This window comes from Methanolobus sp. (assembly GCF_016278365.1).
In the GTDB taxonomy this organism is placed as follows: Archaea; Halobacteriota; Methanosarcinia; order Methanosarcinales; family Methanosarcinaceae; genus Methanolobus.
On the sequence record NZ_JADQBZ010000002.1, the window covers coordinates 227,157 to 242,746 of the forward strand.

General features: G+C 45.9%; 17 protein-coding genes. 9 read left to right on the forward strand and 8 right to left on the reverse strand.

Translation table 11 applies throughout. From position 1 onward, the window contains the following. Positions 1–7 precede the first annotated feature (7 nt). Both QZZ22_RS01180 and QZZ22_RS01185 read right to left on the reverse strand, forming a co-directional pair. Positions 8–1,252 carry a COG1361 S-layer family protein gene (locus QZZ22_RS01180; RefSeq protein WP_292461796.1) on the reverse strand — a complete coding sequence of 415 codons (1,245 nt, stop codon included), beginning with the start codon at positions 1,250–1,252 and terminating at the stop codon, positions 8–10. A 14-nt stretch (positions 1,253–1,266) separates the two neighbouring features. Then, a complete protein-coding gene (locus tag QZZ22_RS01185; RefSeq protein ID WP_292461798.1) occupies positions 1,267–1,971 on the reverse strand; it encodes an ABC transporter ATP-binding protein in 705 nt (234 codons plus the stop codon). A 259-nt stretch (positions 1,972–2,230) separates the two neighbouring features. Between QZZ22_RS01185 and QZZ22_RS01190 the strand changes: the two genes are divergently transcribed. From QZZ22_RS01190 to QZZ22_RS01220, 7 genes are all read left to right on the forward strand, one after another. Continuing rightward, entirely contained in the window at positions 2,231–2,845 is a 615-nt protein-coding gene (locus QZZ22_RS01190; RefSeq protein ID WP_292461800.1) for a YIP1 family protein, read from the forward strand. Continuing rightward, positions 2,842–4,140, forward strand: a complete 1,299-nt coding sequence (locus QZZ22_RS01195; protein ID WP_292461802.1) for a hypothetical protein — start codon at positions 2,842–2,844, stop codon at positions 4,138–4,140. The genes QZZ22_RS01190 and QZZ22_RS01195 overlap by 4 nt, the downstream gene beginning before the upstream one ends. 11 nt (positions 4,141–4,151) lie before the next feature. Further along, complete coding sequence (locus QZZ22_RS01200) at positions 4,152–4,838, forward strand: ABC transporter ATP-binding protein (RefSeq protein WP_292461805.1); 687 nt, start codon at positions 4,152–4,154, stop codon at positions 4,836–4,838. Continuing rightward, positions 4,825–6,000: an ABC transporter permease gene (locus tag QZZ22_RS01205; protein WP_292461808.1), complete on the forward strand. Its 1,176-nt coding sequence runs from the start codon at positions 4,825–4,827 to the stop codon at positions 5,998–6,000. The genes QZZ22_RS01200 and QZZ22_RS01205 overlap by 14 nt, the downstream gene beginning before the upstream one ends. Positions 6,001–6,301: 301 nt before the next feature. Further along, entirely contained in the window at positions 6,302–7,405 is a 1,104-nt protein-coding gene (locus tag QZZ22_RS01210) for a hypothetical protein (RefSeq protein WP_292461810.1), read from the forward strand. 15 nt (positions 7,406–7,420) lie between these two features. Beyond that, a complete protein-coding gene (locus tag QZZ22_RS01215) occupies positions 7,421–8,329 on the forward strand; it encodes an ABC transporter permease (RefSeq protein ID WP_292461812.1) in 909 nt (302 codons plus the stop codon). After that, positions 8,286–8,573 (forward strand): FtsX-like permease family protein, encoded by a 288-nt coding sequence (locus tag QZZ22_RS01220; RefSeq protein ID WP_292461814.1) that lies wholly within the window; start codon positions 8,286–8,288, stop codon positions 8,571–8,573. The genes QZZ22_RS01215 and QZZ22_RS01220 overlap by 44 nt, the downstream gene beginning before the upstream one ends. 38 nt (positions 8,574–8,611) lie before the next feature. On the opposite strand, the gene QZZ22_RS01225 is transcribed toward QZZ22_RS01220, so the two are convergent. The 3 genes from QZZ22_RS01225 to QZZ22_RS01235 form a co-directional block, all read right to left on the reverse strand. Continuing rightward, the gene (locus QZZ22_RS01225) at positions 8,612–9,031 is read right to left on the reverse strand and encodes an inorganic diphosphatase (protein ID WP_292461816.1); all 420 of its coding nucleotides are present in this window, start codon (positions 9,029–9,031) and stop codon (positions 8,612–8,614) included. A gap of 209 nt (positions 9,032–9,240) precedes the next feature. Continuing rightward, positions 9,241–10,410 (reverse strand): ABC transporter permease, encoded by a 1,170-nt coding sequence (locus QZZ22_RS01230; RefSeq protein WP_292461818.1) that lies wholly within the window; start codon positions 10,408–10,410, stop codon positions 9,241–9,243. A 104-nt stretch (positions 10,411–10,514) separates the two neighbouring features. Beyond that, a complete protein-coding gene (locus QZZ22_RS01235) occupies positions 10,515–11,141 on the reverse strand; it encodes a LysE family translocator (RefSeq protein WP_292461820.1) in 627 nt (208 codons plus the stop codon). A gap of 141 nt (positions 11,142–11,282) precedes the next feature. Between QZZ22_RS01235 and larA the strand changes: the two genes are divergently transcribed. Then, a complete protein-coding gene (gene larA / locus QZZ22_RS01240) occupies positions 11,283–12,521 on the forward strand; it encodes a nickel-dependent lactate racemase (protein WP_292462176.1) in 1,239 nt (412 codons plus the stop codon). Between the two features lie 15 nt (positions 12,522–12,536). On the opposite strand, the gene eno is transcribed toward larA, so the two are convergent. Further along, positions 12,537–13,811, reverse strand: a complete 1,275-nt coding sequence (gene eno / locus QZZ22_RS01245; RefSeq protein ID WP_292461822.1) for a phosphopyruvate hydratase — start codon at positions 13,809–13,811, stop codon at positions 12,537–12,539. 149 nt (positions 13,812–13,960) lie between these two features. Here eno and QZZ22_RS01250 point away from each other — a divergent pair, with 149 nt between their 5' ends. Continuing rightward, positions 13,961–14,344, forward strand: a complete 384-nt coding sequence (locus QZZ22_RS01250; RefSeq protein ID WP_292461824.1) for a transcriptional regulator — start codon at positions 13,961–13,963, stop codon at positions 14,342–14,344. A gap of 6 nt (positions 14,345–14,350) precedes the next feature. Here the strand turns inward: QZZ22_RS01250 and QZZ22_RS01255 are convergent, their stop codons facing one another. Together QZZ22_RS01255 and QZZ22_RS01260 are read right to left on the reverse strand one after the other, a co-directional pair. Beyond that, positions 14,351–14,791 carry a PPC domain-containing DNA-binding protein gene (locus tag QZZ22_RS01255; RefSeq protein ID WP_292461826.1) on the reverse strand — a complete coding sequence of 147 codons (441 nt, stop codon included), beginning with the start codon at positions 14,789–14,791 and terminating at the stop codon, positions 14,351–14,353. Positions 14,792–14,804: 13 nt separating this feature from the next. Then, positions 14,805–15,488, reverse strand: a complete 684-nt coding sequence (locus tag QZZ22_RS01260) for an ABC transporter ATP-binding protein (RefSeq protein ID WP_292461828.1) — start codon at positions 15,486–15,488, stop codon at positions 14,805–14,807. Positions 15,489–15,590 lie beyond the last annotated feature (102 nt).

Sequence of the window (15,590 nt, forward strand, 5' to 3'; positions counted from 1 at the left end):
CCGGTACCTATTCTTTGCTCTTCCTGCGCCTGTAAAACATGTAGCCTCCGACAGCTATTGCTGCAAGCAGGATAAGAGCCACGGCTATACCAAGGTTACTATCCTCATTCACAGTAACACTACGCAACTGCCGGGCACTCAATAAAGTGGAATGCTGGTTGACTCCATTCCTGTAGTCGGCTATTATGGTCAGGTTTCTCGGGGAAAGTGATTTGTTATCAACAGACGTTGCTTCGAACTGGATGGTGAAAAGCTCATCCGGGTCCATAGAACCTATGAAGTACTCCGATGGTGAGAACTCGACGTCTTCAGCCTGAAGGCGTACACTCACAGATGAGAGCTGGTTGGGATGGACGTTCGCAACATCGAACTCAAGCACACCTGCACCATTCTCAAGCACCAGAGAGCTTGACGGTATAACTCTCACGGAAGAGGAGTCAACCCTTACAGGAATCCTCCAGGTATTGCTTAAAGAATGGGAATTTCCTTCAACCACTAAATCAAGGTAATATGTGCCATCCTCGATATCGTCGTTCACTCTTATACTATAAGTAAGATTGACAGACTCGCCGGGACCTATGACACCACTATCGTGATAGGTGCCTGTTATGACATCTATCCCATCAGTGCCTTCAAGAGAAGCAGCTTGTATCCGGGCATTAGTGTCAAATTCCTCCCCTCCTACCATTACAGACGGAGAGGTAGCTGCATTTACTAAACTGAACCTGATAGTACCCCTATCACCAGGTATGAAGACTTCAGGTTCTGTCACAGGGCTTCCCTGAATCTGGACACTGCCCCTGCTGTCAAAAGTACTCTGACCGACCCTTATATCGAACTCTTGCTGGTACCATACACCCTCAGTACCTTCCTGGTACCATATCTCTATTGATTCGGTTCCATCCCTTGCATCTTCATCAACGAAAAGACGATACTCGTGCACAGCTGCCCTTCCCGGAGTTAGCACCCCTGTAGTCTTGTTCGCATTCCCGGGAGAATCCAGAGTAAAAGGAAAATCAGGTACCATCCTTACTGAAACATCTTCTGCCCGTGAAAAGCCTATGTTTTCCACCTTGACCCATACAGTCACATATTCCCCTATCTCAGCAGGAATGGGTTGGTATTGTAATATACTTACATCCAGATCCGCCCCGGTTGCAGCTGTGCACGGAGAGGAAAATAATACAGTTAATAAGATGAGCCCAATCGCCTGGATCGATATTCTCCACATTCTATGATAACTATATGACATATGATATCTCCTCCTCAGGTTGCACCAATCACTCCGTCCTTTAGATGAACCACCCTGTCAGCATATTCCGCAAGATTGGGATCATGGGTGATCATTATGATTGTCCTGCCTTTACTGTGAAGCTCTTCAAAAATTCCCATGATTTCCTTTCCGCTCTTTGAGTCAAGATTGCCGGTTGGCTCATCGGCCAGTATGAGGGAAGGGTCATTGATCAAAGCCCGTGCAATTGCCACCCTCTGTTGCTGTCCGCCGGAGAGAGCTGTGGGTTTGTAATTTATGCGGTCCTGCAATCCTACCAGTCCTATAAGCTCCTTTGCTTTTTTTCTGCCGTCTATTCCTTCCTTTTTGTTGGCATACGTCGGCAATTCCACATTTTGAAGAGCACTCAGCCTTGGAACGAGATTAAAAGTCTGGAATACGAACCCAATCTCAAAACCCCTGAGTCGTGCGAGTTCGTTATCTGTGAGCTGGTTAACGTCTTTTCCCATTATGAGGACCATTCCACAGGTCGGCCTGTCCAGACACCCGATCATATTCATAAGAGTGCTCTTACCTGAGCCGGACGGGCCCATTATCGCGACGAACTCCCCCTTTTTCACTGACAGGTCTATGCTTTTCAGGATAGACACTTCCATATCCCCAACCTGATAACTTTTGCACAGGCTGACAAGTTCAATAACAGGCTCTCTTTTATCCATGGTTTCGCTTGATTCGGCCATAGTTACTCCCCGCACATAATACCGGATTCATCTTTCTGGCATCTAAATATCCGGCCCGGAATGTATTTAAAAATTAATTAATGGAATAAACGATTACAGATAAAGAAAACATGTCTTAAAATATAAATTGTTGCTTTGGATTGGAGTTGTAAAAAGATTAATAGTAAAATATAAATATACCTGCCACCTAAAAGGTTTGGCTATTAATCGTCAGGTTTGAATATACACGTATTAAACCTGATTTCACGGAGGTAGAAACATGCTGGAAGTACTGACAGACCCAAACGGGTTCTTTAAAAGAAAAAGTAATGAAGAGATTAAATTTAAAACGCCATTATTGATCGTACTCCTGATGGCAGTAGTCGGGGCCATCACTGTTGTTCTAATGATGCAGAATATCATGGGAAATCTCCCTGAAGAAGCCGCAGCTTTTGCCTGGATCGGTTCAGTATTCGGAGTAGTAGGTGCAGTAATTGGGGCTTTTATAATGTGGGCTGTTTACAGCGCAATATTTTACGTGATATCCATGCTCTTCAACGGTGAAGGAAGTTTTAAAAGAGTAATGGAATTTGTATCATACGGATTTATACCTTCCATTATAAGCTCCATAATTTCTGCGATCTTTACAAGCAGGGCCTATTCTAACATTGACTTTTCCGATCCTATGATCGCAGATGTATTGCTTTCTGATCCAACACTCAGGATTGCCGGCATAGTAGGAATAATTTTCACGCTATGGAGCGCGAATATATGGATATTTGCACTGGTCCATTCCAGGAATTTGTCTGTTAAGAATGCAGCAATTGCCGTAGGAGTGCCTATACTGCTATACGTTCTTTATACATTATATACACTCAGGATATTTGGTGCATGAAAGTGAGAAATATTTTCAAAAAACTTGTGGCGGCCTTTCTTGTCATGGCCGTATTTTCCACTTTATCCCTTGCAGCTACCAGCGAAGTACGCCCGACGGTCACCCTGAGCTATGAGATCGAACCTGAAGTATTCATGCCGGGGGATACAGGCACAATCACTGTCACCCTGCAGAACATGGCCACCGGAGGTATGTACGTAACCGAGGATGCCGAAACACTGAGCATGAATGCGTACATCACCAGTGCAACCATGGGCGGGAACAGTAATTTTGAGATACTTGACAGTGGCTACAGTAACATCGGCCTTCTTGGACCACAGGACTCCCTGAAGCTTTCCTTCAATGTCAAAGCAAAGAATAATGCTGCTTTAGGAACACATTTCCTGAATCTGCAGCTCATCGGCGGGAGCAATATGTACGACCTTAATTACCGGATCCCGGTCAAGGTTGATGACCGTGACCTGAAGATCATCCTGTCGGACGTACCTTCCACCCTGATGAACGAGGTTTCCACCATTAATGTAGAAGTAGTTAACAGAAGGCCGAATGAAGTAACGAGTGTTATCATAAGTCCGGAATGCGAAGGGATGGTATTTACACCTTCCGAGTATTTCATCGGGGCAATTCCTGCAGGAGAGAAATCAACTGCGACCTTCACGCTAAACACTATGTACAGCAATCCGGAGAAAAGGGATATGTCCTTCACAGGATCCTACTTTAACGGTGACAATCTCCGCCAGACTGTTAAGACGACAAGAGAAGTGGAGGTCATTGAACAGCATTCCCTCATTTTTACATCACTCGATGTGAGCAAAACAGGAAACAGATACACAATCTCGGGAGACCTGAACAATTTCGGGACCACTGAGGCAAGGAATGTGATGGTGTCTGTAGCGGAGTCTGACAATGTGATACCTGTCCAGCCTTCTGCAAGATATTATATTGGTACGCTTGAAGCAGATGATTTCAGCAGCTTCGAACTATCTGCACAAGTGTTATCCAGCAACATCTCAGGCATACCCATAGTTATCGAGTTCAGGGACCCAAATAATGCATACATGTCGGTTCGTGAGAACATCCCAATTGGCAGTAACATTTTTACTCCTGCTTCCACCAGTGCAGAGGACAAAGACAGCCCGATGCTCCTCTGGGCAGTGGCAGGAATACTTGCTATCGGAATAACTGCATTGGTATATAATTCATGGAAGAAGCGCAAGGAAGATGAAGGCGCTTTGCAACCTGAAGAAGAAGAAGAAGAAGACGAGGAAGATGATGGGGAGATCCTTGACTCCTGAACGGTGCCAACATGCCAGAAACCATTGCAGACATCAGAAAAGTGACAAAGGTCTACACTCTGGGCGAGAATAAGATATATGCCCTTAACAAGGTGAGTGCAAAGATAGAGAAAGGAGACTTTGTCACTATAATGGGCTCTTCGGGCTCCGGTAAAAGCACCCTTCTTAATATGCTTGGCTGCCTTGACCTGCCCACGAGCGGAAAAGTGCTGATCAATAATACGAACCTTTCTAAACTCGATGATGACGGGCTTACCTCCCTCAGAAGGAACAATATCGGTTTTATTTTCCAGCAGTTCAATCTGATCCAGACCCTGACAGCTGTGGAGAATGTAGAGATCCCCATGATATTCAATGGAGCATCACCCGGAAAGCGTAGAAAAAGAGCACTGAAGCTGCTGCAGAAAGCCCAGCTTCCACCGGAGTATGCTGATCACAAGCCCAGTGAACTATCAGGAGGACAGCAACAGAGGGTCGCAATAGCTAGGGCCCTTGCAAACAATCCCACGATACTGCTTGCTGATGAACCCACAGGTAACCTGGATTCTAAGACAGGACACGGTGTCATGGAGCTCCTCAGGGAACTCAACCAGGCAGGCACCACCGTGATAGTGGTCACCCACGATCCCAGAATGGAAGAGTATTCCCGAACTACCATAAGGCTGCAGGATGGAGAGGTCGTTAATGAGAATTCCTGATCCCCTGAAGAACAACATGTATGCAGAACTTGCCAGAAGAAACCTTAAAAGGCAGGCAGTCCGCACGGCACTTGCAGCTATTGGCATTATCATAGGGGTTATAGCAATATCCTCAATGGGAATACTTGGTAACAGTCTGAAACTCTCAGTCACGGATTCCTTTTCAGATATCGGGGATAAGATCATAGTCTCGCCAGTTCCCGGAGAGGATTATATTACAGACAAGCAGGTAGATCAGATCAAAAAGGTCAGTAACATTGAAAGTGTAATACCTGTGATATCCGGCGGGGAGATAGTCGAATACAAAAAAAGTGGAACCACTATACAGTATTACGTTGCAATATATGATATAAAGAAAGATGATATGGATAAGCTTGTCGACCTCCAGGAGGGCCGTTATTTCAAACCTGGGTCCACTGAATGCGTAGTAGGATCCGGCATAGCGAAGAACCTTGATCTTAAACTCGGGCAGAAGATTGAGATAGATGGCTCAAATTTAAGAGTTGTCGGAATACTCAAGGAAAGAGGACTTGGATTTGATATCAATACAGACAGCGGCGTTTTCACGTCCTCTGAAATGTATGGAAAATTATACCCTGACGCCGATGAAGGTTATGGTACGGTCATAGTTATAGTGAAGGATATCGACAAAATAGATAGTGTTATGGAGGATATCCAGGAACGTATCAATAAAAAAGAGGAACTCGTCACAGTCTTTGCCACGAATATGATAACTGAAAGCCTGGACAGTGTCTTCAGGTCCATCTCCCTTTTCCTCATGGGCATAGGTTCGATATCATTGCTCGTTGCAGGTGTGAGTATACTCAATGTGATGCTTATGTCCACCATGGAGCGGACAAAAGAGATAGGCATTATGAAAGCTGTGGGAGCCTCAAGGAGAGATATACTGAAGATGTTCTTGCTGGAAGCATTGTTCCTCGGAGTCATAGCCAGCACTGCAGGAGCGATATTAACCATTGGAGGAAGTTACCTCATAATGTCCCTGCTCGTCAAGAACACTTCATACCTGTTCACACTTTCCAGCATGTTCTACGTAGTGGAAGGTTTCTTTTTCGGGATAGCCACAAGCCTTCTTGGCGGCATGTATCCTGCGTGGAAGGCTTCAATGATGAGACCGCTTGACGCACTCAGGTACGAATGAGGAGCGTAACATCCCCTAAGGTTGTTTTCCCAGCCTAAGGGGTGACCCTCAGTTCCCTATATGCTTTTTCGTTCCACAGAGGACTCTGCCCCCTCAAAAACCTCAGTAATTCATGCATTGATATACCTTCTTCCTGCAGAATATACTACAATGGAAAGTGTCCTCAATGACACAGTGCCCGATGGTTTTTCAAGACTGATGATAATGTGTGTATTTTTCATAATCGGGGCACCAGATTCTTCACGGATTGATATAAATACTATCACACAATAAATTTCATTTAAAAACCAGGAGCCCTGAGATGAGACCTGTTTTTATTTTATTGACCAGTATTTTGTTAGTGTTTGTTTTTGTCGGCAACTCTTTCGCAGCCGATTGCCCTGAAGGGACCTATGATGTAAGGATAATTGACATGTACTCCGATATCGACAGTGGGGATATGACAATATATTCCTCTATTGGATTACAGGCGCTCAACCTTGAACTGCAACTGGTACACGACGGAGAGGTGCTTGATACGACTACCATCAGGATAGACAGGATATCAGCAGGTTCAACTGTTGCCAAGGTATTCGAATGGGATACAGGCAGCCTGTCTGACGGAAGATATACCGTAACAGGCAGAATTATGCAGGGCGACTGCCAGTTATATTCAGGGAATTATTCTTTTGTACACGGTCGTCAGGTCATACCCAGGATAACAGCTAATGACCTTGTAGCCAATTCCGAAGGGGCCAGTCTCATGATCATGCCGGTGCAGCCTGTGATAATAGACCTTGAATTCATGCTTGTGAATGGATCGGATGTCATATACACAGCCAGGGAACAAAAAGTTGCCCTGCACACGCAGCCGGGAGTCATTGAGCATCAATGGAACACACTACTTGCAAATGAGAAAGACTACCAGGCAAGAGTGAAGATCAATATGTATACGCCTGCAGAGTCTGTCACCCTGATGGAAAGTTTCACGGCAATCGAGGATGTATTCATCTCTGATATCTACAGGGACGCTGTAGGTGCAAGCGCTACTATCGAAGGACGCTCACAGGTCCCTTTTACAGGGTCGGTAAAATTCACACTTATAAGGAATAGCGACGGGGCTATCATTGAATCAGTATCCCGGAGATCACCTGTGCTTCTGAGGGGTGATGACGAGACTGTGGAAACTATCTGGGAGAACAGGCTTCCTGAGGGTACCTACAGGCTGACGATCGAAGTCATTGGCAATGACGGAAAACTACTCGATCAGAGACAGACCATCATCGAAGCTGCAGCCGTCCAGCGTACGGCAACTCCTGCCAATGATACAGGAAACGAAAGCCAGCAGGCTCCGGGATTCACGGCAGCTTACCTTCTGTCAGCACTTATTGCTGTTGCTTTAGTCCTGAGGATCAGGAGCAAGTAAATGCAGGTGCCCTGAATGCGATATGAACTCTTCATTGCACTCCGTTATATAAGGTCAAGAAAGCGCCAGACCATCCTCTCGGTTGCTGCTATAGGGATAGCCGTAATGATCCTGATGGTCTCCCAGGCTTTCATGGTAGGGTTCACGCAGGAGATATATGATACTACTGTTGCTAACATGCCCCATGTTGTTGTATCGCCTGACCAGGAAGACGACTACATTCATCTCTACAGGAATATTGTCCAGCAAATAAACTCCATGGATGACGTAGCTGCCTCTTCCCCCTATCTGGCAGGTGAGGCCTCCTTCAGGCACAGGGACAAAACCTCAAATGTTGTACTTAGAGGAGTCATTCCCTCTGAAGAGGAAGCAGTGGCTCATGTGAGCAATGATGTGATAGACGGTAGCTTTGAGGAGCTTGCCTTCTCAAGAAGAACTATAGTGATAGGCGATGATCTTGCCAGCAGACTGGAGCTCAGTATTGGTGATACGGTGGAAGTATCATTTCCCAATGCAAACACACTTTCACTGTATGTTGTAGCTATTTACGATACCGGCACGCCTGTGGATGAAAGTTTGACATACACATCCCTTGAGACCGCCCAGAACTTCTATGGCACCCCGGATGTCATCAATGGCATCTACCTGAGACTGGAAGATTTTAACCGTGACAGGGAGATAGCTTCCATGCTAAGGGAAGAAGGATACAGGGCAACAGGCTGGACCGTGAACAATCCGGACATTCTGCGCACCCTGGCAATTGAAAGAACATCCAACAACATCACACTGGGATTTATCCTCCTGATAGCATCCTTTGGGGTTGTGAGCACTTTGAACATGGTAGTGATGAGCAAGATCAAGGAGATAGGTATCCTCATGGATGGGTGCGAACAGGTCCGGTATCAGACTCATCTTTTTGATTGAAAGTGGAATACTGGGACTTGCAGGAGCTTTGCTGGGAACGTTTGCCGGAGTTGTCATAGCTCTTGCTATAGGAGGTTATCCTCTGCCGGAAGGAGTATACGGGATCACTACAATACCGGTGCTGATACGTCCCGGCGATGTTATCTGGATAATAGCCATCGTCTTCCTGCTCAATCTGATAGCCGGCATCTATCCCGCACAGCGCGCCGCCAACCTTGATCCTGTTAAGGCCATCTCCAGATAATGAGGAATTTCGGCTGCGTGTGCGCATAATTTCAAGCTTTATTCATCTTGCACGCCTGCATAAGGAAATTCTATGCCCTCAAACCTGCAAGTGCATAACTTCCTTTTGTGCAGGAGATAGAGAGCAGATTTGAATAAGGCATAGAGACGGAAATAGAAAGCGAAAAAGGGTTTTGGGAAGAATCCCCCCATATAGATTATGTGTTTATCGTCCCGGATAGAATCATCGATAAATCTCACGACACCATCAAAGTGATTCCTGTCGAGGACATCCCCCTGATGCATGGCAGGACCTATAACAATGACATCGGTTTCCATACCATCCTCACTCAGGCTTTTATCGATGAAACCATAGTTGAAGAGCACAGGTATGGGAGAGATGAACTCGGTTTTGAATTGTGAACCTTCTTTTCGATATTTAAGGAAGCTATATTTAGGCGTCTCGATCACAATCCTCATAATACATTATTGGCCCATATTATAGAAAAAACTAACATTCTTAGGCGAACGGGAAGAAGGATTGAATGCACAGGTTGTTGGTGCTGGTTTGTGGAGAGGTACTAGAACCCGTTCGCATGAGTACAAATGACAATATAAGATATAAACCTTTCGTGTTTATACGAACATGATTGGTTCATTCCCTCCGGCAGTGAAAGTCAGAACCCGCCTTACTCACTCTCGATAGCTTCAACAGGGTCCAGCCGGGATGCCTTTCTTGCAGGATAAACACCAGCTGCTAAGTTGATAATGAAAGAGAATACGATAGCATAAATGAAATTGCTCACTTCAATGCTTAAAGGAAGTGTTGTCAGCCCGAAATACACCTCACTGGGCAGGTCTATCTGGTAATTTGAGAGCAGGACGGTTCCTATGTATCCCAGAACGCATCCCAACAATACACCCATAGTACCGAGGATAAGTGATTCCAGCAGAAAGATGGTTGTTATGTTTCTCCTGGAAGTACCCATGGCCATTAGCATGCCTATCTCCCTCTTTTTTTCTGCAACCACAGTAATAAGAGTATTCGCAACACCAAAACCGGCTATGAGATAGATAAGCCCGTAATATAGCCAGACAATGACCGCCTGGGTATTCAGCAGTTCTAGGATATCCCTGTTGGCCTCTTCCCAGCTTACAGCATCCAGCCCGGTGGTTGCTTCGATGGAGCGGGATATTGCCTCTGCCTGGTACGGGTCCTGGGTACGTACATTTATGTTGCTTGCAACTCCGCTCTCTCCAAAGAAGGACTGGGTGGAATCAAAGCGTGCATATGCAAGGGTCTCATCCGTAGGCGTGCCGGTGTGGAATATACCGACTACTTTGTATGAAATAGGACCTGCGGTTGGTGTCACTGCAGAAACAGTATCCCCAACTCCTACTCCAAGATCTTCTGCGAGCCTGTTACCAAGAACTATTCCGTTATTACTTCTTGAAAGAGAGGAGAAGCTTCCTTCAACAATGTCTTCGCCGATACTTATTACAGCATCTTCTGCCACGGGATCTATCCCATAGAGCTCAACGCCCTGGGCCCTGTCTCTGTATTGCAACGCAGCCTGCCCTGCGAATACAGGTGAAACAGCTAACACCCCTTCAGTATTAAGGATCTGCTCAGAATAGTGTCTGTAGAAATGTATGTATTCCGTGGTGTCTTCCATGGGGCTTACGACAATGTGAGGTGAGCTCTCTACTGTCAATGATACCAGCTCGTTCGTGAATCCCGACATAAGAGACATCAGCACTACAATAACGCCTATAGCAAGAGCTACAGCAAATACAGCGAAGAATGTTAGTCTTTTGCGTGCACTGATGTGCCGAAGGGCTATATCCAGTTCGTACATCTGTCCCTCTGTTAGCAAGACTAATGATTATTTGAGTATATGGCTATAATATGTTTTGCATGTAGGAAATGTATAGTGAATTCAAAGGTCCGCAAGTACATATCTCATCTTTGGGAAAGCGCAAGTTCAAGGCCGATAATCATAAAGACGCCTGCTTTTGTGCGATTGACGTATTTACCGATACCGGGCCTTCCCATTAGCCTTGTGCCAATATGCCCTGCAAATACAGAGACCAGGAAGAATATAGCCAATGCCTGGATAAGGAACACACATCCCAGAAAGACCATCTGCAGGGGAACATTCCCGGCCCCGGCGTTCACGAACTGAGGCAGGAAAGCAAGGAAGAAAATGGATACTTTGGGATTGAGCAGGTTCATGAAGACGCCTCTTTTGTAAAGCAAAGGAGCACCGTATTCCCTTACAGACACCGAAGATATGAACCTGTCACCCTCCTGAATAGCCCTGAGAGCAAGATAGAGCAGGCAGACTGCGCCTGCATACTTCAGGACTGTGAAGGCAAAGGCGGATTTATAGATGATGGCAGAAACACCCAGTGCAGCCGCAGTCGTGTGGAACAGCAGACCGGTGCAAAGGCCGCAGGCTGTAGCTATTCCGGCCCCCTTGCCTGAAGATATGCTCTGCGTCAGCACAAAAATAATGTCCGGGCCCGGAAGCAGTGTGAGAGCTGCAGAAGCTGCAATGAAATACAGTAGCTGTGCGGGTTCTATCAATAGTTCACCTTGTCCTTATATTTAATTCTGCTCTTGGATTGTTTAAGCTAGATATATGAGACGAAATGCTATAAATAAAGCTTCCTACTATGAACTGTCCTGAGACAAGACACCAGCGGAGGAATTTCTATCAGAATACCGATACCTTATGGAAAAGATTTCATTGAACTTGACGTGCAAATCCCTAATGAGGTCATTGCACCCAACCAGGTGGATGTGGAGAATGAATCAGATATCATGGATGGGGCTTTGAAGAATCCTATTGGGACAGGATCACTTGAAGACTTTATAAAGAGCAGTGATAAAATTCTGATACTGGTCAATGATGCCACCAGGCCAACACCCACGGCAAAAGTACTCCTTAAAATACGTGATATCCTGCGAAGTCACGCAGATGTACGATTCCTTGTCGCAACCGGTGCGCACAGAGGACCTACCGAGGATGAGTCAAGGTACATTTTTGGAGAGGTTTACGAGGAATTCAGGGACAGGATCTTTGTGCACGATGCCCGCAAGGACGAGGATATGGAATTCCTGGGTATCTCAGGCAATGGCACTGAAATGTACTTAAATAAGATGGTGAATGAAAGCAGGAATATCATTGTCATCGGAAGTGTGGAACCCCACTATTTTGCAGGTTATACAGGCGGAAGGAAAGCATTCCTGCCAGGCGTGGCATCATACAGGACCATAGAGATGAACCATAAACACGCACTTTCCGAAGCTGCCCAGCCCCTGGCCATCAAAGGGAACCCTGTTGCAGAGGATATGAATGATGCTATGAAAGTGCTTAAGGACCTTAACATATTCTCCATACAGACCGTCCTCACGGCAGACCATGGGCTCTATGCCATGCTTGCAGGCGATCTTTTCAAATCATTCGATGCTGCAGTTATGAAGGCGAACGAGGTTTTCTGTGCCAGTTGCAGCCGGAAAGGCAATATAGTGCTTACAGCTGCACCTTACCCTATGGACATTGACCTCTACCAGTCTCAGAAGGCATTGGAGAACGGCAAGCTGGCACTGGAAGACGGCGGAATAATCATCCTTGTTTCAAAATGCAGGCAGGGGGTGGGCGATGATGCGTTCCTGAATCTGCTATGTTCTGCGAACACCTGTGAAGAAGTGATGTGTAAGATAGATGAGGGTTACAAGCTCGGGTATCATAAAGCTGCCAAGATGGTGCAGATCGGCGTGTATGCCGAGATGTGGGCAGTGTCGGAGCTTGATGATGCAACCGTCAGAAAGGCAAAACTGCAACCCTGCATGGACATTCAGGGAACCTTTGACAGGGCGGTTGCAAAAATAAGGAATCAGGGGAAAGAGCCCTATGCAGTGATCCTGCCACAAGGCAGCCTGACCGTCCCACTCCTGAAGTGAAAATATAAAAAAGATTTAAAGCTGCATGTAACGTGCAGCTTCACCCAGGTCTTCTTCTATCCGCAGGAGCTGGTTGTATTTTGCAGTCCTTTCACTTCGTGCGGGAGCTCCGGTCTTGATAAGATCCGCAGATATTGCAACTGCTATGTCTGCGATGGTGGTGTCTTCAGTCTCTGCCGAACGGTGGCTGACGACAACGCTATAACCATTCCGCACTGCCATGTTAGCAGCGTCGAGAGCTTCGGAGACAGATCCGATCTGATTGACTTTGAGAAGAAGCGCATTACCTGCACACATCTCTATACCTTTTGCAAGGCGTGATACATTGGTCACGAAAAGATCATCGCCTACAATTATTGTTTCCCACGCTTCTGTGGTGAGAGCTGCGAAATCCTCGAATGACTCCTCATGGAAGGGGTCCTCGATAAGTATTATCGGATAGGTCTCTATAAGTTCAAGATAATAATCCACCATCTCGCCTGGTGTAAGTAATTTCCCATCGATGGAATAGTTCTGCCCGTCAAAGAACTCTGATGCTGCAGCGTCAAGACCAAGACTTATTTCAGATTCGGTGTAGCCAGCCTCCTCTATTGCAGTAATGAGAGCATCGAGGGCATCTGCGGTCATCTCAAGCGGAGGAGCATAGCCTCCTTCGTATCCCACATTCAGAGCCGATGCTCCATATTTGGATTTGAGGACCTTCCCAAGGGCATGATAAGTTTCAACGCCCATGCGCAGAGCTTCGGAATATGTGTCGGCGCCTTTTGGCTGGATCATGAACTCCTGTATGGAAAGTTCATTACCCGCATGCTTTCCACCATTGATGACGTTCATAGTAGGAACAGGAAGAGTGTAGGCATTGACACCGCCAAGATACCTGTAGAGAGGGACACCAAGCGAGTCAGCGGCTGCTTTTGCAACGGCCATAGAGACTCCGAGTATTGCATTAGCGCCAAGCTCCATCTTATTGTCAGTACCATCAAGGGCGAGCATCAGCCCATCGATCTCACGCTGGTTCCTGACATCTATTCCCAGTAGCTCACTTCCAATTGTAGTGGCGACGTTATCAACTGCATCGAGAACACCTTTTCCACCATAGCGTTCTTCCTTGTCACGCAGCTCCAGAGCTTCATGAGTTCCGGTAGAAGCACCGGATGGCACACTGGCTCTCCCGAAACCACAGGAAGTACGAACGTCTACTTCAATAGTCGGATTACCTCGTGAATCCAGGATCTCACGTGCATGGATCTTCTCAATCCTATATTTATTATCCTCGCTAATATACGCCATCCTATTCCACCTTTCAATTATACATCTACTTCGCAATTACCGTATATATTGTTACCGTTCATTGGGAAGTTTTGGCTTTTGTGGAAATATTCGTAAAATTAAATATATATACATAAATTATATAAACGTATAAGTATTATAGTATGTGAATGAAAACTGATCATACCAGTCTTTTAGCAGGTAAAGGGCACGAGATCATAGAGTTACTACAAGGCCTGGATGTACCAAGGACAGAAGCCATATGCATAGCATGTCTTGTCTGCGGAAAAGAATTAACATCCCAGAACATAGAGCAAGCTTCAGGTCTCAGGCAGCCGGAAGTAAGTATCGCAATGCGTCCTTTAAGGGAAAGAAAATGGATAGAGGAACGCAACGAGAAAAAGAACAGCGACAAGGGTAGGCCCGTAAAGTACTACAAACTTGTCGTGCCCTTTGAACAGATCGTTGGAACTTTTGAGAATGGCGTCCTGAAAAGAAACAGGGAAATAGCAGAAGCCCTTGAACATCTCAAAGAGCTTAGTGCGAACAACTAGATGTGATCATTTACTGAATCTCACAGGCGCAAAGCCTCTGTTTGCATCGAAGATTCTCTCAGCAGTAATACCTGTGAGTTCAAGGATGAATACTTCTGCGACCATGAATATCTCACTTCTGCCACGCATGCAACCTACTTTAGGTTCCATACCCCTACCTGCCGCAGCATGCAGATGTATCTTTGGCTGGCTATCCTCTGTAAAGATATTACCTATGCCAAGCACTTCATGTACATCCTGGAAACCGGCCCACTGGACATCAGGCGGAACTTTACTTTCCTTAGGCCCGACAACGAGACTGGCTTCCTTAACAGCGCCAAGCAACACAAACATTGCAGACCTTATTCCTTCAGCTCTTGCAAGACCTTCCAGTTCATGGAGCAGATCGTCACCATGATCCATCCTAACAGTGAAAACCCTTCCTATAGACCCTTTTGTATATTCCATGTACCCACCTTAGTTAATCCTCGTATATCTTTCCGTCAACCAGCCGGATTACACGGTCTGTCTTCTTTGCCATTTTCTCATCGTGTGTCACCAGAATGAATGTCTGCCCTTTTTCATGATTCAACTTCCTCAGCAGGTCATATATCATGTCACTTGATTTTGTATCAAGATTACCGGTGGGCTCATCCCCTATGACTATACCCGGATTGTTTGCAAGTGCTCTTGCAACAGAAACTCTCTGGGCCTGCCCTCCTGAGAGCTGGCTTGGCAGGTGATCCATTCTTTCAGCCAGGCCCACATCCTTAAGTATACCGGAAGCTACCTCTCTGGCATTTTTCTTATTGGTGCCGGCTATCAGCAGAGGCATCATTACATTCTCAAGTGCGGTGAAATCAGGCAAAAGATGATGATACTGGAAAACGAATCCAAGTATTTCATTGCGCGCCTTTGAACGTTCTTTTTCAGACATATCGGTTACAATGCGACCATCTATAGTAATAGTGCCCGAGGTTGGCGTGTCAAGTATGCCGATCATATGCAGCAAAGTACTTTTTCCCGAACCGGAAGGCCCGATTATGGAAAGGAACTCACCTTTTTGAATATCGAGGTCTATGCCGTCAAGAGCGCGTACCTCCACACCACCAGGATAAACTTTAGAGAGATTCCTTATCTCAATGATACTGGATTTGTCATTCATAACCTATCAAGGATTTTAAAGCTACATTTGAGCTTACACTATTTCAATGTATTCGAGGAGAATGATAAAAGAAAACAAAGAGGCAATAGAAATGAAGGCCTG